Below are 18,551 nucleotides of genomic sequence, written 5' to 3'. Positions count from 1 at the left end.
ACATCAGCCACCGCCTGTGGACAACACAACGATGACCTTCACCCCGGAATGCGACATATCTGTCATATATACGCCTAGTCTGACATTGCGCCAGCTCCCCTGCCCCCTGGAGAACTTGCGCGGCAGCCCCCTCATGTCAGGGAAGGGACGGCACCCCCATGCCCGCAGATCTCGCCGTCATCGGACTCGGCCATCTCGGCCTCCCACTCGCCCAGGCGGCCGTAGCCGCCGGGATCGAGACGGTCGGCTACGACAGCGGTCCGGTCACGGACTCCACCCTCACCGCCGCCGAGATCCGCCGCATGTCGGCGGCCGGCTTCCGGGTGACCACCAACCCCGCCGAGCTCGGCCGGGTCCGCACGGCAGTCATCTGCGCCCCCACCCAGCTCGGCGCCGACCGCGCACTGGACCTCTCCGCCATCGGCGAGGCCGGCCACGCGCTCGCCGCGCGGCTGCGCCCGCACACCACCGTGATCCTCGAATCCGCCGTCCACCCGGGCGTCACCGAGGACTACCTGCGCCCCATCCTCGAAGCGGGCTCGGGCCTGCGGGCCGGCCGGGACTTCCACCTGGCCTACTCCCCCAGCCGCCACGACCCCGGCAACCGGACCCACGGCATCGCCAACACCCCCAAGGTGATCGGCGGCCTCACCCCCGCCTGCACCGAGTCCGCGCACGCCTTCTACGCCCGCCTCACCGAGAAGGTGGTCCGCGCCCGCGGGCTGCGCGAGGCCGAGACCGTCCAGCTCCTCGAAACGAACTACCGGCACGTCAACATCGCCCTCATGAACGAGATGGCGGTCCTCTGCCACGACCTGGGCGTCGACCTGTGGGACGTCATCCGCTGCGCCGAGACCAAGCCGTACGGGTTCCAGGCCTTCCGCCCCGGCCCCGGGGTCGGCGGCCACGGCGTCCCCCTCGACCCGAACTACCTCCCCCACACCACCCGCACCCCCGGCCACCCCCTGCGCATGGTCGGCCTGGCCCAGGAGATCAACAACCGGATGCCGCAGTACGTCATCCAGCGTTGCGCCACCCTGCTGAACGAGCACGGCAAGTCGGCCCGCGGCGCCCGCGTCCTGCTCCTGGGCGTCACCTACAAGCCCGACCTCGCCGACCAGGAGGGCTCCCCGGCACGCGAGATCGCCAGCCGCCTGCTCGACCTGGGGGCGCTGATCAGCTACCACGACCCGTACATCACGGGCTGGCGGGTCAGGGACCAGCCGGTCCCCCGCGCCGAATCGCTGTACGAGGCGGCGGCCAACGCCGACCTGACCATCCTGCTCCAGCACCACCGCACCTATGACCTGCAAGGTCTCGCCGTGAAGGCCCAGTTGCTGCTGGACACGCGCGGCGCCAGCCCGGCGGGCGCGGCCCACCGCCTGTGACGGCCGGGAAATCCTCCCTGTGAATGTCCGACGGGACTGCTAGCCTGCGGCGTCACTTATCTCGCACATACGTCCCCAGGACACGTGTGCCCCACGAATCCCTGGGGGGGATTTCCCGCATGAGCCAGAACTTCACGCCGCCCGCGCCCGACTCCTTCAGCCCGGCGCCCGCCCCCGCCCCGGCCCGCACCGGCAACTTCGGTCTCGGCATCGTCGCGGCCGTCGTCGCCGCCCTCGTCGCGGCCGGCGCGTACGGCGGCATCATGAACGCCATCGACCGCGAGATCGGCTACGCCGCGATCGGCGTCGGCCTCCTCGTCGGCCTCGCCGCCGGCAAGGTGGGCGGTCGCAACCCGATCCTGCCCGTGATCGCCGTCCTGCTCTCCATCGGCGCCGTCTACCTCGGCCAGGTCTTCTTCATCGCGCTGGCGATCGCCGACTACGGCCACGTCGGCGTGGGCGAGGTCATCAGCGAGGTCGGCGTCGGCGGCCTGAACGACCTCTGGAAGGAGAGCGTGGACTTCATGTCCTTCGTCTTCCTCGGCATCGGCGGCTTCGCCGCCTTCGGCGCGGCCAAGAAGGTCGGCGACTGACCGGGCCACACCTCGTACGCCGGAGGGCCGGCACCCCACACGGGGTGCCGGCCCTCCGGCGTACGGGCGCAGCGGTCAGCGGCTGTGCTGCGAGTCCGCGATGGTGACCTCGACCCGCTGGAACTCCTTGAGCTCGCTGTAGCCGGTGGTGGCCATCGAGCGGCGCAGGGCGCCGAAGATGTTCATCGATCCGTCCGGGCTGTGCGAGGGACCGGTGAGGATCTCCTCGGTGGTGCCGACCGTGCCGAGGTTGACCTTCTTGCCGCGCGGCACGTCCTCGTGGACGGCCTCCATGCCCCAGTGGTTGCCCTTGCCGGGCGCGTCGGTGGCACGGGCCAGCGGGGAGCCCATCATCACGGCGTCCGCGCCGCAGGCGACGGCCTTCGGGATGTCGCCCGACCAGCCCACGCCGCCGTCGGCGATGACGTGCACGTAGCGGCCGCCGGACTCGTCCATGTAGTCGCGGCGGGCCGCGGCCACGTCCGCGACGGCGGTCGCCATCGGGACCTGGATGCCGAGCACGTTGCGCGTGGTGTGCGCGGCGCCGCCGCCGAAGCCCACCAGGACGCCCGCGGCGCCGGTGCGCATCAGGTGCAGGGCCGCCGTGTAGGTGGCGCAGCCGCCCACGATGACCGGGACGTCGAGCTCGTAGATGAACTGCTTGAGGTTCAGCGGTTCGGCGGCGCCCGAGACGTGCTCGGCCGACACGGTGGTGCCGCGGATCACGAAGATGTCCACGCCCGCGTCGACGACGGCCTTGGAGAACTCCGCGGTGCGCTGCGGGGAGAGCGCGGCGGCGGTGACGACGCCCGAGTCGCGCACCTCCTTGATCCGCTGCCGGATCAGGTCCGCCTGGATCGGCGCGGAGTAGATCTCCTGGAGACGGCGGGTGGCGGACTCCTCGTCCAGCTCCGCGATCTCGTCGAGCAGCGGCTGCGGGTCCTCGTACCGGGTCCACAGGCCTTCGAGGTTCAGCACGCCGAGGCCGCCGAGCTCGCCGATGCGGATCGCGGTCTGCGGGGAGACGACCGAGTCCATGGGGGCGGCCAGGAAGGGGAGCTCGAAGCGGTACGCGTCGATCTGCCAGGCGATCGAGACCTCCTTCGGGTCCCGGGTACGCCGGCTCGGGACGATGGCGATGTCGTCGAACGCGTACGCCCTGCGGCCGCGCTTGCCGCGCCCGATCTCGATCTCAGTCACGTGTGGTGGCCTTTCCTCTGGGTCTGCCCGTCCAGTATCCCCGAACCCCGGGGGCCCGCGTTCCGGTGACCGCTGTACGGACGAGCGGCCCCCACGCCGAAGGGGCGGGCCCCGGTCACCCGGGCCCGCCCCTCTGAGTCGGCTGCTACCCCTTGCGGGAGTAGTTCGGTGCTTCCACCGTCATCTGGATGTCGTGCGGGTGGCTCTCCTTGAGTCCCGCCGAGGTGATCCGGACGAAGCGGCCCCGGTCCTGCAGCTCGGGGACCGTGCGGCCGCCGACGTAGAACATCGACTGGCGCAGGCCGCCGACGAGCTGGTGCACGACCGCGGAGAGCGGGCCGCGGTACGGGACCTGGCCCTCGATGCCCTCGGGGATGAGCTTGTCGTCGCCGCCCACGCCCTCCTGGAAGTAGCGGTCCTTGGAGAAGGAGCGCTGGTCGCCGCGGGACTGCATCGCGCCGAGCGAACCCATGCCGCGGTAGGACTTGAACTGCTTGCCGTTGATGAAGAGCAGCTCGCCCGGGGACTCCTCGCAGCCCGCGAGCAGCGAGCCGAGCATCACCGTGTCGGCGCCCGCGACCAGGGCCTTGGCGATGTCGCCGGAGTACTGGAGGCCGCCGTCGCCGATGACCGGGACGCCGGCCGCCTTGGCGGCGAGCGAGGCCTCGTAGATCGCGGTGACCTGCGGGACGCCGATGCCGGCGACGACGCGGGTGGTGCAGATGGAGCCGGGGCCCACGCCGACCTTGATGCCGTCGCAGCCGGCGTCGATCAGCGCCTGGGCGCCGTCGCGGGTGGCGACGTTGCCGCCGATGACGTCGACGGTGGAGTTCGACTTGATCTTGGCGACCATGTCGCCGACCAGGCGGGAGTGGCCGTGGGCGGTGTCGACGACGATGAAGTCGGCGCCCGCCTCGATCAGCGCCTGGGCGCGCTCGTAGGCGTCGCCGGCGACACCGACGGCCGCACCGACGAGCAGCCGGCCGTCCTTGTCCTTGGCGGCGTTCGGGTACTTCTCGGCCTTGACGAAGTCCTTGACCGTGATGAGGCCCTTGAGGATGCCCGCGTCGTCGACCAGCGGCAGCTTCTCGATCTTGTGGCGGCGCAGCAGCTCCATGGCGTCCACGCCGGAGATCCCGACCTTGCCCGTGACCAGCGGCATCGGGGTCATGACCTCGCGCACCTGGCGGCTGCGGTCCGACTCGAAGGCCATGTCGCGGTTGGTGACGATGCCGAGGAGCTTGCCGGCGGCGTCGGTGACGGGGACGCCGGAGATGCGGAACTTCGCGCACAGCTGGTCGGCCTCGCCCAGCGTCGCGTCCGGGTGCACCGTGATCGGGTCGGTGACCATGCCGGACTCGGAGCGCTTGACCAGGTCGACCTGGTTGGCCTGGTCGACGATGGAGAGGTTGCGGTGCAGCACGCCCACGCCGCCCTGGCGGGCCATCGCGATGGCCATGCGGGCCTCGGTGACCTTGTCCATGGCCGCGGACAGCAGCGGGACGTTCACCCGGACGTTCTTGGAGATCAGGGAAGAGGTGTCGATCGCATCAGGCGACATGTCCGACGCGCCCGGCAGCAGCAGCACGTCGTCGTAGGTCAGTCCGAGCGTGGCGAATTTGTCGGGCACTCCGTCGGCGGTCATGACACCTTCCCAAATGGTCTTGCTCAGCGCGGATGTCCATGCTAACGGGATCCCGACGCGTCTCATTCCACGACCAAGGTCAAGCAGAAGATTCGTCGCTTCCTACGACTCCTCCTACTGCTCGGCGAGTGCCCGCAGCCTGCTGAGCGCCCGGTGCTGTGCCACGCGCACGGCTCCGGGCGACATTCCGAGCATCTGCCCGGTCTCCTCCGCGGTCAGCCCGACGGCCACCCGCAGTACGAGGAGCTCGCGCTGGTTCTCCGGCAGGTTGGCCAGCAGCTTCTTGGCCCAGGCGGCGTCGCTGCTGAGCAGCGCCCGCTCTTCCGGGCCCAGCGAGTCGTCGGGGCGCTCCGGCATCTCGTCGGAGGGCACGGCCGTGCTGCCGGGGTGCCGCATGGCGGCCCGCTGCAGATCGGCGACCTTGTGCGCGGCGATGGCGAAGACGAAGGCCTCGAAGGGCCGCCCGGTGTCCCGGTAGCGCGGCAGGGCCATCAGGACCGCGACGCAGACCTCCTGCGCCAGGTCCTCCACGAAGTGACGAGCATCACCCGGGAGCCGCGACAGTCGCGTGCGGCAGTAGCGGATCGCGAGGGGGTGCACGAAGGCGAGCAGGTCGTGCGTGGCCTGCTCGTCGCCCTCGACCGCCCTGCGTACGAGCGCGCTGACACCCCCGGCACTACCGCCTTTGGCGGCGCCGGTGGGGCCTGTGGCCGCGGGTGACCCCAGGGCCTCGTCGTCGCGCATCAATCCATGGTGCCTTGGCGCCGGAGCATCCGCGGCACCGTGGCCCTTGTTGTGCATCGAAGCGTTATGAGCGGGTGCGCCTGAGCTCGTCATCTGCGCCCTCCCCTCCCGCTCGGCCGAATAGTCTCCGAGAGACTCCACACCCTCAAGGATGCGGCATCGCGCACGAAGCGAGACGTCCCCCGGATTGTGCCCCGCCAACCCCCGGGTGCGCACCGGGTACGGCGGGACAGGGCTACACCGGAATCGAGGGCGGCGCGCCGCCCCGTCCGCCCGTGGCGGACGGGACCGCTCTCGACGATCCGCGGTCTACGGCGGACCGGGCCGGGCCCGGCCGCGACCTGCGGGTCAGCGGACCAGACCCCAGCGGAATCCGAGTGCCACGGCGTGCGCCCGGTCCGAGGCGCCGAGCTTCTTGAACAACCTGCGGGCGTGCGTCTTGACCGTGTCCTCGGAGAGGAAGAGCTCGCGCCCGATCTCCGCGTTGGACCGGCCGTGGCTCATGCCCTCCAGCACCTGGATCTCGCGCGCGGTGAGCGTGGGCGCGGCGCCCATCTCGGCCGAGCGGAGCCGGCGCGGGGCCAGTCGCCAGGTCGGGTCGGCCAGGGCCTGGGTGACCGTGGCCCGCAGTTCGGCGCGCGAGGCGTCCTTGTGCAGGTAGCCGCGGGCGCCGGCGGCGACCGCGAGGGCCACGCCGTCCAGGTCCTCGGCGACCGTCAGCATGATGATGCGGGCTCCGGGGTCGGCCGAGAGCAGCCGACGGACCGTCTCCACACCGCCGAGCCCGGGCATCCGTACATCCATCAGAATCAGGTCGGAGCGGTCGGCACCCCAGCGGCGGAGGACTTCCTCGCCGTTGGCAGCCGTCGTCACACGCTCGACGCCGGGCACGGTGGCAACCGCGCGACGGAGCGCCTCTCGGGCAAGCGGGGAGTCGTCGCAGACGAGGACGGATGTCATGACCGCCCTCCGCAGCTGCTGATGCGCGTCACCTTGAGCCTCCAGGCTGGTACGTATCGTCACCTGTGCGGTCGATGCCCCCGGACACCTGTCCGAGAACTTATTGGTTCAACCGCCTTCGCACTCTCAACGATGGTCACTCGAAAGAGTTACGGGTCGGACGGACACCTTCGGCACTCTACGTGAGGAAGCGATCACGGCGTCGACGCCACAAGCCACCTGTCCTCCATCTGGAGCTATGCCCTATTTGGCGGCTTTCCTTCCGTTTGGCACGTGTCTGAGGCTAGATTCCCAATGAGTCATATTTACATCTACTCCGACAGTAGGTGTGGAGACCCTTGGAGACATCGACCGTATCCGCCTCAGTACCGGCACCAACGAGGACTACCAATGGCAGATTTCTCCCGCCTCCCCGGCCCGAACGCCGACCTCTGGGACTGGCAGCTGCTGGCTGCCTGCCGCGGGGTCGACAGCTCCCTCTTCTTCCACCCGGAAGGCGAGCGGGGCGCGGCCAGGAGCGCGCGCGAGGCCTCGGCTAAAGAGGTCTGCATGCGATGCCCGGTCCGCGCGGAATGTGCCGCGCACGCACTCGCCGTCCGCGAGCCCTACGGAGTGTGGGGAGGTCTGACCGAGGACGAACGCGAAGAACTCATGGGCCGCGCCCGGCACCGTCTGATCCCCGCGTCGAGTGCGATCGGGCCGATCGCTCCGGACTGAGCGCTCGACGGAACGTCCGAAGGAACGTTTCTGCGAATCACCTGCACGCCCGGGCGTGTCGCCTCCGGGCCCGGATTTCACGCGTTCGGCCGTACGCACCCAGCTGAGTGCGTGCGTACGGCCGGTTGCGCGCGGTCCGTCGGCGGGTGCGCGCGGTCCGTCCGGCGTGGTCCGCCGGCGCGCTCGTCAGCGCCGCGCGGTCCATCGGCGCTCGTCAGCGCGTCGCGGCCCGCTCCAGCTCGGCCAGGGTCGCGGCCACGGCCGGTACGCGGGCCAGGTCGGGCAGGGTCAGCGCCACGACCTCCCGCTCGACGGCCGGCTCCACGACGACCGTGCTCACGCCCTTGGCCCGTACGGACTCCACCGCGAGCTCCGGCAGCACCGCGACGCCCAGCCCCGCGCCGACCAGGCCGACCACGGCCGGGTAGTCGTCGGTGGCGAAGTCGATGCGCGGGGTGAAGCCCACGCCCTCGCACACCTCCACCAGATGGCGGCGGCAGCGCGGACAGCCCGCGATCCAGGGCTCGTCGGCCAGCTCGGCCATGCCCACGCGCTCCGCCCCGGCCAGCCGGTGCCCGTCCGGGACCAGCCCGACGAGCCGGTCCGTCAGCAGCGGCCGCACGACGAGGTCCTCCCACTCCGCGGCGGAGCCGGCGGCCCCGCCGTAGCGGAAGGCGAGGGCCAGGTCGCAGTCGCCCTCGCGCAGCATCTCCACCGAACGCGGCGGCTCCGCCTCGACCAGCGAGATCCGGGTGCCCGGGTGCTCGGCGCGCATCGCCGCGAGCGCGGTCGGCACCAGCGTGGAGCTGCCGCTGGGGAAGGACACGAGCCGGACCCGGCCGGCGCGCAGCCCGGCGATGGCTGCGACCTCCTCCTCGGCGGCGGTCAGCCCGGCCAGGATCCCGGCGGCGTGCCGCACCAGGGCCTCACCGGCCTGGGTCAGCCGCATCTCGCGGCCGGTGCGGATGAGCAGCGGCGTGCCGGCCGACTGCTCCAGCGCCTTCATCTGCTGGGAGACGGCGGGCTGGGTGCAGCCGAGCTCGCGGGCTGCGGCGGAGAAGGATCCGGTCCCGGCGACAGCGCGCAGAACCCGGAGATGACGTGCCTCGATCACCCTTTGAGCATAAGCCCTGCTTTGACTGCCAAGCGAATCTCTCTGTGACACTTTGGGTCTCACTCGCCGCTAGCGTGTCCCCATGGGCACCATGCAACTGATCTCCGTGAACCTCGGCCGCGCCACGGCCGTCGACTACACCGACGCCGAGGGCGGGGTGACGGGCATCGGCAAGCGCCCCGTCCCCGGGCCGGTCCGCGTCAGCGCCCCCGGCCCGAAGGCCACCGGGCGCGGCAGCGGCCTGGAGGGCGACGCCATCTGCGACCGGCGCCACCACGGCGGCGACCACCAGGCCGTCTACGCGTACGCGCGCGAGGACCTGGACTGGTGGGCGGGCGAGCTGGGCCGCGAACTGCCCGGCGGGATCTTCGGCGAGAACCTGACCACCTCCGGCATCGACCTGAACACCGCGCGGCTCGGCGACCACTGGCGGGTCGGCGCGGACCTCGTCCTCGAAGTGGCCTCGGCGCGCATCCCGTGCCGCACCTTCCAGGGGGTCCTGGGCGAGACCGGCTGGGTCAGGCGGTTCACCCAGGCCGCCCGGCCGGGCGCGTACCTGCGGGTGATCCGGGAGGGCGCGGTCTCCCCGGGCGACCGCGTCGAGATCGTCCACCGGCCGGACCACGACGTGACGGTGGAGCTGTGGTTCCGCGCCTTCACCACCGAACGCGCGCTGCTGCCGCGCACCCTGGCGGCGGGGGCTGCGATGGAGCCGGAGGCCCACGAGCGGGTGCGCCGGTACATGGAGAAGCACGGGGCCGGCGCCGGGGCGCGGTAGCACCGTCACCCGGGGCGGCTAGGTTGCGCCTATGACGACAGCGTTGATTACGGGATCCACGGCGGGCATCGGCGCCGCCTTCGCCCGGCGGCTCGCCGCCCAGGGGCACAACCTGGTGCTGGTGGCGCGCGACACCAAACGGCTCGGCGAGCAGGCCACCGAGCTGCACGACCGGCACGGCATCGAGGCCGAGGTGCTGGCCGCCGACCTCTCCACCGAGGAGGGCATCGCGGCGGTGGAGCAGCGCCTCGGCGACCGGACGCACCCGGTGGACCTGCTGGTCAACAACGCCGGATTCGGCAACAAGGGCCGCTACCTCGAGGTCTCCATGGCCGACGAGCTGACCATGCTGAAGGTGCACATCGAGGCGGTCCTGCGGCTGACTTCGGCGGCCACCGAGTCGATGCGCTCGCGCGGCCGCGGCGGCGTGATCAACGTGGCCTCGGTCGCCGCCTTCGTGCCGCGCGGCACGTACGGGGCGAGCAAGGCCTGGGTCGTGCACTTCACCCAGGGCGCGGCGCGGGACCTGACGGGTTCCGGGGTGCGGCTGATGGCGCTGTGCCCCGGCTTCGTCCGGACGGAGTTCCACCAGCGCGCCGGCATGGGCACGGACAACATCCCCGGCTGGATGTGGCTGGACGCCGACAAGCTGGTGGCCGCGGCCCTGGCCGACCTGGCCCGCGGGAAGACGGTGTCGGTCCCGGACCCGCGGTACAAGGCGCTGATGGGCGTGGTGAAGCTGGCGCCGCGCGGGCTGCTGGGCGGGGTGTCCTCGCGTACGGGCCGCAAGTACGGGCCCCAGTAGCGTTCGTGACCCGTCGGTAAGCGCGACCTGTTGGTAAGTCGCTACCGGACCGCCAAACGGGTGAACCCTCCCTAAACTGGACATGTCCCATCTCCAGCGGGAGGCGACGCGATGACATTCGTACAAGTGATCGATTACGAGACGACGCGGTTCGATGAGATGAACGCGCTCATCGACCGCTGGGCGGAGCAGAGCAGCGGCAGGCGCACCGCCACGCACACGATGATCGGCCAGGACCGCGAGGCCCCGAGCCACTACGTGGACATGGTGGAATTCGCCTCGTACGAGGAGGCCATGAAGAACTCTCAGCTCCCGGAGACGGACCGGATGTTCAAGGAGATGGTGGCCCTCTGCGAAGGCATGCCGAAGTTCATGAACCTGGATGTGGTCCGCGACGAGCACCTCAACAAGCAGCTCGCCGACCGGGTGTTCCAGGAGGCCGCCATGGCCGGGAACATGAGCGTCTTCGACGACTGCTTCGCAACGAACTACATCAACCACGACGCCAGCAGGGAGGAATCCACCGTCATCGGACGCGACGCCATGCGGTCGGACATGGAGACCTGGCGCGCCGCCTTCGACATGACCTTCGAACCGACGGCCCAGCTGGCCGAGGGCGACATGGTCACGACGGTGTGGAACTGGCGCGGCACCCACAAGGGGATGTTCATGGGGGTCGCACCGACCGGGAAGACGTACGAGATGTCCGGGAGCACCACCTTCCGGTGCCTGGACGGAGAGATCGTCGAGGGCTGGTGGCATTACAACCCCGGAGGGCTGCAGCGCCAGATGGGCGGCTCCGGATCGCCCTACGGGTCCTGAGGCCCGGGGCCGAAACACGGGGAAGGCCCCGTTCCGCGGCTGCGGAACGGGGCCTTCCCTACGTGGTGCGCGATCAGTGGCTGTGGCCGTGACCGTGGCCGTGACCGGCGTCGCCCTCGTCCTCCGCCGGCTTCTCGACGACCAGGGTCTCGGTCGTGAGCAGCAGGGAGGCGATGGAGGCGGCGTTCTCCAGCGCGGAACGGGTGACCTTCACCGGGTCGATGACGCCGGCCTTGACCAGGTCGCCGTACTCGCCGGTGGCGGCGTTGAAGCCCTGGCCCTTGTCGAGCTCGGCGACCTTCGAGGTGATGACGTAACCCTCGAGACCGGCGTTCTCGGCGATCCAGCGCAGCGGCTCGACGGCGGCGCGGCGCACGACCGCGACACCGGTGGCCTCGTCGCCCGACAGGCCGAGGTTGCCCTCGAGGACCTTGACGGCGTGGACGAGCGCGGAGCCACCGCCGGAGACGATGCCCTCCTCGACCGCGGCGCGGGTCGCCGAGATGGCGTCCTCGAGGCGGTGCTTCTTCTCCTTGAGCTCCACCTCGGTGGCGGCGCCGACCTTGATGACGCAGACGCCACCGGCGAGCTTCGCCAGGCGCTCCTGCAGCTTCTCGCGGTCCCAGTCCGAGTCGGTGGACTCGATCTCGGCCTTGATCTGGTTGACGCGGCCGACGACCTCGTCGTGGCTGCCGCCACCGTCGACGATGGTGGTGTCGTCCTTGGAGATGGTCACGCGGCGCGCGGAACCGAGTACGTCCAGACCGGCCTGGTCGAGCTTGAGGCCGACCTCCTCGGCGATGACGGTGGCACCGGTGAGGGTGGCCATGTCCTGGAGCATCGCCTTGCGGCGGTCACCGAAGCCGGGGGCCTTGACGGCGACCGCGTTGAAGGTGCCGCGGATCTTGTTGACGACGAGGGTGGAGAGCGCCTCGCCCTCGACGTCCTCGGCGATGATCAGCAGCGGGCGGGAGCCGCCGGCCTGGATGACCTTCTCCAGCAGGGGCAGGAGGTCCTGGATCGAGGAGATCTTGCCCTGGTTGATCAGGATGTACGGGTCGTCGAGGACGGCCTCCATACGCTCCTGGTCGGAGACCATGTACGGGGAGAGGTAGCCCTTGTCGAAGGCCATGCCCTCGGTGAACTCCAGCTCCAGGCCGAAGGTGTTGGACTCCTCGACGGTGATGACACCGTCCTTGCCGACCTTGTCCATCGCCTCGGCGATGAGCTCGCCGACCTGGGTGTCCTGCGCGGAGAGCGCGGCCACGGCGGCGATGTCGGACTTGTCCTCGATCGGGCGGGCGGTCGCGAGGAGCTCCTCGGAGACGGCCTTGACCGCGGCGTCGATGCCCTTCTTCAGGGCGGCCGGGGACGCGCCCGCGGCGACGTTGCGCAGACCCTCGCGGACCAGCGCCTGGGCCAGCACGGTGGCGGTGGTGGTGCCGTCACCCGCGATGTCGTTGGTCTTGGTCGCCACCTCCTTCACGAGCTGCGCGCCCAGGTTCTCGTACGGGTCGTCCAGCTCGACCTCGCGGGCGATGGTGACACCGTCATTGGTGATGGTGGGGGCGCCGAACTTCTTGTCGATGACGACGTTGCGGCCCTTGGGGCCGATCGTCACCTTGACCGTGTCGGCAAGCTTGTTGACGCCGCGCTCGAGGGCGCGACGGGCGTCCTCGTCGAACTTCAGGATCTTCGCCATGGGAGCGGTTCAGCCCTCTCGAAAACTCGGGTTTAACGAACTGCGCCCCTCGCCGCCCGGCAATCAGCGGGGTGACCAGGGGCGCAGCTCAAAGCAGTACTGATGAAGAGAATTACTTCTCGACGATCGCGAGCACGTCGCGAGCCGAGAGGACGAGGTACTCCTCGCCGCTGTACTTCACTTCGGTGCCGCCGTACTTGCTGTAGAGCACGATGTCGCCGACGGTGACGTCCAGCGGGAGACGCTGGCCGTCCTCGAAGCGACCCGGGCCCACCGCGAGGACGACGCCCTCCTGGGGCTTCTCCTTCGCGGTGTCCGGGATGACCAGGCCGGAGGCCGTGGTCTGCTCGGCGTCGAGCGGCTGGACCACAATGCGGTCCTCAAGCGGCTTGATGGCAACCTTGGAGCTGGCGGTCGTCACGATCCGACCTCCCCCTTCGGAGATCCGGGGTTAACTGTCTGAGGTGGCGACCAGGTCGATCCGTCGTCGCGGGTGCCGGATCTGCCTGTCGCTGTGTTGGCACTCACCAGGGGCGAGTGCCAGGTGCGAGACTATTCCGGCGATTAGCACTCGGTCAAGCGGAGTGCCAATTCTGGCCGCCGGGGGTGTCGTTTCTCCCGGGCCCGACGGGTTGCCCTGCGGGCAGCTCGGCAGGATCTCCGTAGGCCCGGCCGTACGCGGGGCCCCTCCGGGGCGTCTCCTCGTCGTCGCGCCTGCGGGCCTGTCACGGCCGCTGAGGGCGGTTGCGCGCTCCTCCTGCGGGGACGCCCCTGCACGCCCCCGCGCCGGCCGTGGGGCGGGGACACGGCGGAGTGTCCCCGCAGGAGGAGCGTGCAACCACCCTCCCCTGTCGCAGCGGTGCCCGCAGGCGCGACGACGAGGAGACATTCCGGCGGGGCACCGCCCCACACCCCCGAGCCGCCCGCAGGGGCCGGGCCGTGGGGCGGGGACACGGCGGAGTGTCCCCGCAGGAGGAGCGTGCAACCACCCTCCCCTGTCGCAGCGGCACCCGCAGGCGCGACGACGAGGAGACATTCCGGCGGGGCACCGCCCCACACCCCCGAGCCGCCCGCAGGGCAACCCGTACCCCCGCCCGGGAGGGAAAGGGGGATATGTGACGCTTGGTCCGTGCGCATCCTCGTGGTCGAAGACGAAGAAGGCCTCGCCGAGTCCCTGCGGCGCGGCCTCTCCGCGGACGGGCACCTGGTCGAGGTCGCGCACGACGGCCACCGCGGTCTGGACCTCGCCCTCGCCGGCGGCCCGTACGACGTCGTCCTGCTCGACCTGATGCTCCCCGGCCTCAGCGGCTACGAGATCTGCGCCCGCATGCGCGCCCACGGCGACACCACCCCGGTCCTGATGCTCACCGCCCGGGACGGCGAGTACGACGAGGCCGAGGGCCTGGACTGCGGCGCGGACGACTACCTCACCAAGCCGTTCTCCTTCGTGGTCCTGGCCGCCCGGATCCGGGCGCTGGCCCGCCGCGCCGGCGGCCCCGACCGCAGCCGCCTCCTCCAGGCCGGCGACCTCGTGCTGGACCCGCTGGGCCGCCGCTGCCGCCGCGGCGGCCGGGACATCGAGCTCACCGCCCGTGAACTCGGCGTGCTCGCCTGCCTGATGGAGCAGCCCGGCCGGGCCGTCGCCAAGCAGGACATCCTCGACGAGGTCTGGGACACCCCGCACGGCATCGACCCGAACATCGTGGAGGTGTACGTCTCCTCGCTGCGCAAGAAGATCGACGCGCCCTTCGGCCGCCGCTCGATCCGCACCGTCCACGGGACCGGCTACCGGATGGCCCCCGACGGTGGCTAGGACCACCGTCCGCGCCCGCACCGCCGCTGCCGCCGCCCTCGCGATGGCCGCCGTCCTCGCCGCCGGCGGGCTGTGGCTGCACGCCCTGCTGCGCGCCAACCTCCTCGAGAACACCACCGGCCGTACCGAGCTCGCCGCCCGCAAGGTCGCCGCCCAGCTCGACAGCCGGACCCTGCCGCCCGGCGGACGGCTGCCCGCGCCCGAGAGCGGGGTGGACCTGGTCCTCGTACGGGACGCGGCCGGCCGGACCGTCGCCACCACCGGCGACCCGAGGCACGGCCCGGACCCCCACGAGCTCGACGGCGCGCCGCGCCCCGGCCCCGGGGAGGACTCCCGCTCGACCGTCCTGCCGCCCGCGCACCCCGGTGCGGAACGGCGCGCGGTCGTCGTCCTCGATGCGCCGGGCGCGCACACCGTGTACGCGATGACCGTGCTCGGCGACGTCGACGACGCCACCCGGGCCGTCGCGATCGGGCTGCTGGCCGGCGCGCCCCCGCTGATCGGCTTCGCGGCGGCCCTGGCCTGGTGGGTCACCGGCCACGCCCTGCGCCCGGTGAGCGCGATCCGGACCGAGCTGGCGGCGGTCACCGGGAGCGAGCTGGACCGGCGGGTTCCGGACCCGGGCGGGGCCGACGAGATCGCCCGGCTGGCCCGGACCGTCAACGACACCCTCGACCGGCTGGAGCGCTCCGACGCCCGGCAGCGGCAGTTCACCGCGGACGCCTCCCACGAGCTGCGCAACCCGCTGGCCGCCGTGCGGTCCCGGCTGGAGGTGGCGCTGGCCATGGACCGCCCAGACCGGGAGTCGGTCGCGGCCGCGCTGGCCGATACCGAGCGGCTCCAGCGGATCGCGGCGGACCTGCTGCTGCTGGCCCGCCTCGACGGCGGGCCGGCGCCCCGGCCCGAGCCCGTGGACCTGGCCCTGCTGGCCGCGGAGGACGTGGCGCGCCGGGGCGGCGCCCGGGTCGCGGTACGGCTGGACGCGCGGGCTCCCGTACCGGCGTCCGGGGATCCGGCGCGGCTGGAGCGGGCGCTGGCCAACCTGGTGGACAACGCCCTGCGGTACGCCCGCGCGGAGGTCGTCGTACGGGCGGCGGCGCAGGACGGCTGGGCGGTGCTGGAGGTCACGGACGACGGGCCGGGCATACCGCAGGCGGACCGGGACCGGGTGTTCGAGCGGTTCGTACGGCTGGCCGCGGACCGGGGCCGGGCCAGCGGCGGCACCGGGCTGGGCCTGGCCATCGCCCGGGAGATCGCGCGGGCGCACGGGGGCGACGTACGCGCGCTGCCGGCGCCCGCCGGGGGCGCGCGGCTGGTGCTGCGGATCCGGTAGCACTCCCCCGGAGCTCCCGGAGCCCTCAGGATTCCTTCAGCGGGCCTCCCCCAGCATGGGCAGGCATGAGCGCGCACCGGAGGAAGCCGAGGCAGACCACGACGATCCGACCCCGCCACCGCCCGTCCCGCCGCCGGCGGATCGGACGCACGCTGCTGGTCACCGGCTGCGCGCTGGCGGTCATGGCGGGCGGCGGCGCCTGGTACCTGTACCGGGACCTCGCCGCCGGCATCGCCAGCTCCAAGGCCCTCGAAGGCGCCGAGAAGTCGAAGTTCGGCGACACCAACATCCTGCTCATGGGCCTGGACAGCCGCCGCGACCAGAACGGCGAGAAGCTGCCGGAGGAGGTCCTCGACCAACTGCACGCCGGCAGCTCGGACATCGGCGGCTACAACGCGAACACCCTGATCCTGCTGCACGTGCCCGGGGACGGCAGCCGGGCGAAGGCCTTCTCGGTGCCGCGCGACGACTTCGTCGACATCCCGGGCCACGGCAAGGACAAGATCAAGAAGGCGTACGGGCTGGCGAAGGAGCGGAAGCAGGAACAGCTGGCCGCGCAGGGGGTCAAGGACGGCCGGCAGCTGGAACGGGAGGGCCGGGAGGCGGGGCGCAGGGCGCAGATCGAAACGGTGCGGAACTTCCTGGGCGTCCCGGTCGATCACTTCGCCGAGCTGAACCTGGCCGGTTTCCACCACCTCGCCGACGCGCTGGGCGGCGTACCGGTGTGCCTGAACAAGGCGGTGAAGGACAAGTACTCCGGCGCCGACTTCCCCGCGGGCCCGCAGACGCTCGACGGCCGGCAGTCGCTCGCCTTCGTGCGCCAGCGGCACGGCCTGGACATGGGCGACCTGGACCGGACGAAGCGGCAGCAGGCCTTCCTGGCGGGCGCGACGAAGAAGCTGAACTCGGCCGGGACCTTCACCGACCCCGTGAAGCTGCTCAAGCTGATCGACGCCGCGAAGCAGGACGTGGTCACGGACGCGGGATGGGACCTGCCGGCGTTCGTGGAACAGGCGAAGAACCTGTCCGGGGGGAAGGTGCAATTCATGACACTTCCCATCGAAGGCTTCGGAAGGAACCATGGGGAGGACATCAACGTCGTAGATGATATGAAGATAAAGCGCCTCATTGCCGAGCAGATCGGACCGAAGGCTTCCGCCGGCTCCGGCGCCTCGTCCTCACCGCCGTCCTCGCCGGAGGCCGCACCCCCGACGTCGTCATCACCTTCCCCGCCTTCCCCGCCTTCCCCCAAGGACGGTGGCGGCATCCCGTGCGTGGACTGAAACCCCTGACGTCGGCGGGCGCCCGCCGCCGTACGGAGGCGCTGCTCCTGGTCTTCGTCATCGCCATCGCCGTCTTCGGCCACGCCGCCGCCGGCCTCGCCATGAACGACGAGCTGCCGCCCAACCTCGCCGGCTTCACCATCAGCATGACCCTGCTGTCACTGGTGGGGCACCTGGGCGTGCGCCGCTTCGCCGCCTACGCGGACCCGCTGGTCTTCCCGCTCGCGATGCTGCTGACGGGGCTCGGGCTGGTGCTGCTGCACCGCCTCGACCAGGGCTACATCGAGCGCTACAACTCGGACGCGAACGCCCCCGGGCAGCTGATGTGGACGGTGGTCGGGGTCGCCGCCTGCCTCCTGGTGCTGGCGCTGCTGCGCGACCACCGGCTGCTGCAACGGTTCATCTACATCACGATGGCCGTCGCGCTGGTGCTGCTGATCGCGCCGGCCTTCTTCGGCGCGGACACCTACGGCGCGAAGCGGTGGATCAAACTCTTCGGCTTCTCGCTGCAGCCCGGCGAGTTCGTGAAGATCATGATCGCGGTCTTCTTCGCCGGGTACCTGGTCATCCACCGGGACTCGCTGGCGCTGACGGGCCGCAGGTTCCTGGGCATGCGACTGCCGCCGATGCGGCAGCTCGGGCCGATCGTCACGGTGTGGATCGTCTCGATGCTGGTGCTGGTCTTCGAGCGCGACCTCGGCACCTCGCTGATCTTCTTCGGCGTGTTCGTGGTCATGCTGTACGTCGCCACCGAGCGCACCGGCTGGATCGTCTGCGGCCTGGTCATGGCCTCGGCCGGCGCGTTCGTCGTCGGCTCGACGGAGCCCCACGTCAAGGCGCGCGTGGCGGCGTGGCTCAACCCACTGTCGTACTACTGGGAGAACCGGCCCCCGGGGGTCACCTCGGACCAGTCGGCGCAGGCGCTGTTCAGCTTCGGCACGGGCGGCATCTCGGGCACGGGCCTCGGCCTGGGCCACCCCGAGCTGATCGCGTTCGCCGGGCGCAGCGACTTCATCCTGACCACGGTGGGCGAGGAGCTCGGCCTGGCCGGGGTGATGGCCGTCCTGATCCTCTACGCACTCCTCGTGCAGCGGGGGCTGCGCATGGCGCTCGGCGCCCGCGACCCCTTCGGCAAACTGCTGGCGGTCGGCCTGGCCTCGGCGCTGGCCCTGCAGGTCTTCGTGGTCGCGGGCGGCGTGACGGGCCTGATCCCCCTGACCGGCAAGGCCCTCCCCTTCCTGGCCAAGGGCGGCTCGTCCCTCCTGGCCAACTGGATCATGATCGCCCTCCTCCTCCGCATCAGCGACAGCGCAGAACGCCAACGCGAGGCAGACGCCCGCGACCCAGCGGAAACCACGATCACGCCGGTGGTGCGGGCGTAGGCGGTGACTTCGGGGGGCGGATCTCGGCTGGGCGAAATCAGAGAAGCGCGGGTGGGGTTTCCCGTCAGTCTCATCGTCTTCCGTGGCGGGACGGTCCCTCAAGGGCGCTCCCTTCGGTCGCGTCGCTGCGCGATGGCCTACGGCCACCCTTGACCGACCGCCCCGCCACGGAAAATCGAAGACAGCCGGGAAACCCCCAAAAGAACGGGCCGGGCGAACGGAGAGGGACGGCCACGTCGGCGCCTTCCGGGCGGGGCTCCCGGTGCGCACCA

The 18,551-nt window shown here is 71.3% G+C and carries 17 protein-coding genes; 10 read left to right on the top strand and 7 right to left on the bottom strand.

Going from position 1 to position 18,551, the window contains the following annotated elements; genetic code table 11:
• The first annotated feature begins 158 nt into the window (after window positions 1-158).
• Window positions 159-1,388, top strand: a complete 1,230-nt coding sequence (locus AB0D29_RS03945) for a nucleotide sugar dehydrogenase (protein WP_362851997.1) — start codon at window positions 159-161, stop codon at window positions 1,386-1,388.
• Between the two features lie 119 nt (window positions 1,389-1,507).
• Entirely contained in the window at window positions 1,508-1,981 is a 474-nt protein-coding gene (locus AB0D29_RS03940; RefSeq protein WP_362851996.1) for a hypothetical protein, read from the top strand.
• Window positions 1,982-2,056: 75 nt separating this feature from the next.
• Here AB0D29_RS03940 and AB0D29_RS03935 read toward each other — a convergent pair whose 3' ends face one another.
• The 4 genes from AB0D29_RS03935 to AB0D29_RS03920 all read right to left on the bottom strand — a co-directional run bounded on the left by AB0D29_RS03935 (window position 2,057) and on the right by AB0D29_RS03920 (window position 6,530).
• Window positions 2,057-3,181: a GuaB3 family IMP dehydrogenase-related protein gene (locus AB0D29_RS03935; RefSeq protein WP_362851995.1), complete on the bottom strand. Its 1,125-nt coding sequence runs from the start codon at window positions 3,179-3,181 to the stop codon at window positions 2,057-2,059.
• A gap of 145 nt (window positions 3,182-3,326) precedes the next feature.
• A complete protein-coding gene (guaB, locus tag AB0D29_RS03930) occupies window positions 3,327-4,826 on the bottom strand; it encodes an IMP dehydrogenase (RefSeq protein ID WP_362851994.1) in 1,500 nt (499 codons plus the stop codon).
• Between the two features lie 114 nt (window positions 4,827-4,940).
• Complete coding sequence (locus tag AB0D29_RS03925) at window positions 4,941-5,570, bottom strand: sigma-70 family RNA polymerase sigma factor (RefSeq protein WP_030389108.1); 630 nt, start codon at window positions 5,568-5,570, stop codon at window positions 4,941-4,943.
• Window positions 5,571-5,918: 348 nt separating this feature from the next.
• Window positions 5,919-6,530, bottom strand: a complete 612-nt coding sequence (locus tag AB0D29_RS03920; protein WP_003948568.1) for a response regulator transcription factor — start codon at window positions 6,528-6,530, stop codon at window positions 5,919-5,921.
• 390 nt (window positions 6,531-6,920) lie between these two features.
• Here AB0D29_RS03920 and AB0D29_RS03915 point away from each other — a divergent pair, with 390 nt between their 5' ends.
• Window positions 6,921-7,247 (top strand): WhiB family transcriptional regulator, encoded by a 327-nt coding sequence (locus AB0D29_RS03915; RefSeq protein WP_030710411.1) that lies wholly within the window; start codon window positions 6,921-6,923, stop codon window positions 7,245-7,247.
• 214 nt (window positions 7,248-7,461) lie between these two features.
• Here the strand turns inward: AB0D29_RS03915 and AB0D29_RS03910 are convergent, their stop codons facing one another.
• Window positions 7,462-8,361 (bottom strand): LysR family transcriptional regulator, encoded by a 900-nt coding sequence (locus AB0D29_RS03910; protein WP_362800660.1) that lies wholly within the window; start codon window positions 8,359-8,361, stop codon window positions 7,462-7,464.
• Between the two features lie 91 nt (window positions 8,362-8,452).
• Between AB0D29_RS03910 and AB0D29_RS03905 the strand changes: the two genes are divergently transcribed.
• The 3 genes from AB0D29_RS03905 (at window position 8,453) to AB0D29_RS03895 (ending at window position 10,766) form a co-directional block, all read left to right on the top strand.
• The gene (locus AB0D29_RS03905) at window positions 8,453-9,139 is read left to right on the top strand and encodes an MOSC domain-containing protein (protein WP_362852152.1); all 687 of its coding nucleotides are present in this window, start codon (window positions 8,453-8,455) and stop codon (window positions 9,137-9,139) included.
• A 31-nt stretch (window positions 9,140-9,170) separates the two neighbouring features.
• Window positions 9,171-9,944 carry an SDR family oxidoreductase gene (locus AB0D29_RS03900; RefSeq protein ID WP_362851993.1) on the top strand — a complete coding sequence of 258 codons (774 nt, stop codon included), beginning with the start codon at window positions 9,171-9,173 and terminating at the stop codon, window positions 9,942-9,944.
• Window positions 9,945-10,055: 111 nt separating this feature from the next.
• A complete protein-coding gene (locus tag AB0D29_RS03895; protein WP_362851992.1) occupies window positions 10,056-10,766 on the top strand; it encodes an ester cyclase in 711 nt (236 codons plus the stop codon).
• A gap of 73 nt (window positions 10,767-10,839) precedes the next feature.
• Here the strand turns inward: AB0D29_RS03895 and groL are convergent, their stop codons facing one another.
• Together groL and groES are read right to left on the bottom strand one after the other, a co-directional pair.
• Window positions 10,840-12,468 carry a chaperonin GroEL gene (groL, locus tag AB0D29_RS03890; RefSeq protein WP_362851991.1) on the bottom strand — a complete coding sequence of 543 codons (1,629 nt, stop codon included), beginning with the start codon at window positions 12,466-12,468 and terminating at the stop codon, window positions 10,840-10,842.
• 112 nt (window positions 12,469-12,580) lie between these two features.
• Window positions 12,581-12,889 carry a co-chaperone GroES gene (groES, locus tag AB0D29_RS03885; RefSeq protein WP_030011064.1) on the bottom strand — a complete coding sequence of 103 codons (309 nt, stop codon included), beginning with the start codon at window positions 12,887-12,889 and terminating at the stop codon, window positions 12,581-12,583.
• A gap of 708 nt (window positions 12,890-13,597) precedes the next feature.
• Between groES and AB0D29_RS03880 the strand changes: the two genes are divergently transcribed.
• From AB0D29_RS03880 to AB0D29_RS03865, 4 genes are all read left to right on the top strand, one after another.
• Complete coding sequence (locus AB0D29_RS03880; RefSeq protein WP_362851990.1) at window positions 13,598-14,281, top strand: response regulator transcription factor; 684 nt, start codon at window positions 13,598-13,600, stop codon at window positions 14,279-14,281.
• Window positions 14,274-15,614 (top strand): HAMP domain-containing sensor histidine kinase, encoded by a 1,341-nt coding sequence (locus tag AB0D29_RS03875; RefSeq protein WP_362851989.1) that lies wholly within the window; start codon window positions 14,274-14,276, stop codon window positions 15,612-15,614. Before AB0D29_RS03880 ends, AB0D29_RS03875 begins: the two co-directional genes overlap by 8 nt.
• 65 nt (window positions 15,615-15,679) lie before the next feature.
• Complete coding sequence (locus AB0D29_RS03870; RefSeq protein ID WP_362851988.1) at window positions 15,680-16,897, top strand: LCP family protein; 1,218 nt, start codon at window positions 15,680-15,682, stop codon at window positions 16,895-16,897.
• Window positions 16,885-18,279 carry an FtsW/RodA/SpoVE family cell cycle protein gene (locus AB0D29_RS03865; protein WP_362851987.1) on the top strand — a complete coding sequence of 465 codons (1,395 nt, stop codon included), beginning with the start codon at window positions 16,885-16,887 and terminating at the stop codon, window positions 18,277-18,279. Before AB0D29_RS03870 ends, AB0D29_RS03865 begins: the two co-directional genes overlap by 13 nt.
• The last annotated feature ends 272 nt before the right edge of the window (window positions 18,280-18,551 follow it).

The sequence above is a fragment of the Streptomyces sp. NPDC048424 genome, assembly GCF_040651555.1.
Taxonomy (GTDB): domain Bacteria; phylum Actinomycetota; class Actinomycetes; order Streptomycetales; family Streptomycetaceae; genus Streptomyces.
Note: the sequence above shows the minus strand (reverse complement) of the source record. Positions and strands in the feature narration are given on the sequence as shown.

Coding starts and splice junctions, on each gene's coding strand:
- AB0D29_RS03945 (WP_362851997.1), top strand. CDS start 159: ATGCCCGCAGATCTCGCCGTCATCGGACTCGGCCATCTCGGCCTCCCA.
- AB0D29_RS03940 (WP_362851996.1), top strand. CDS start 1,508: ATGAGCCAGAACTTCACGCCGCCCGCGCCCGACTCCTTCAGCCCGGCG.
- guaB (WP_362851994.1), bottom strand. CDS start 4,826: ATGACCGCCGACGGAGTGCCCGACAAATTCGCCACGCTCGGACTGACC.
- AB0D29_RS03925 (WP_030389108.1), bottom strand. CDS start 5,570: ATGCGCGACGACGAGGCCCTGGGGTCACCCGCGGCCACAGGCCCCACC.
- AB0D29_RS03920 (WP_003948568.1), bottom strand. CDS start 6,530: ATGACATCCGTCCTCGTCTGCGACGACTCCCCGCTTGCCCGAGAGGCG.
- AB0D29_RS03915 (WP_030710411.1), top strand. CDS start 6,921: ATGGCAGATTTCTCCCGCCTCCCCGGCCCGAACGCCGACCTCTGGGAC.
- AB0D29_RS03905 (WP_362852152.1), top strand. CDS start 8,453: ATGCAACTGATCTCCGTGAACCTCGGCCGCGCCACGGCCGTCGACTAC.
- AB0D29_RS03900 (WP_362851993.1), top strand. CDS start 9,171: ATGACGACAGCGTTGATTACGGGATCCACGGCGGGCATCGGCGCCGCC.
- AB0D29_RS03895 (WP_362851992.1), top strand. CDS start 10,056: ATGACATTCGTACAAGTGATCGATTACGAGACGACGCGGTTCGATGAG.
- groL (WP_362851991.1), bottom strand. CDS start 12,468: ATGGCGAAGATCCTGAAGTTCGACGAGGACGCCCGTCGCGCCCTCGAG.
- AB0D29_RS03870 (WP_362851988.1), top strand. CDS start 15,680: ATGAGCGCGCACCGGAGGAAGCCGAGGCAGACCACGACGATCCGACCC.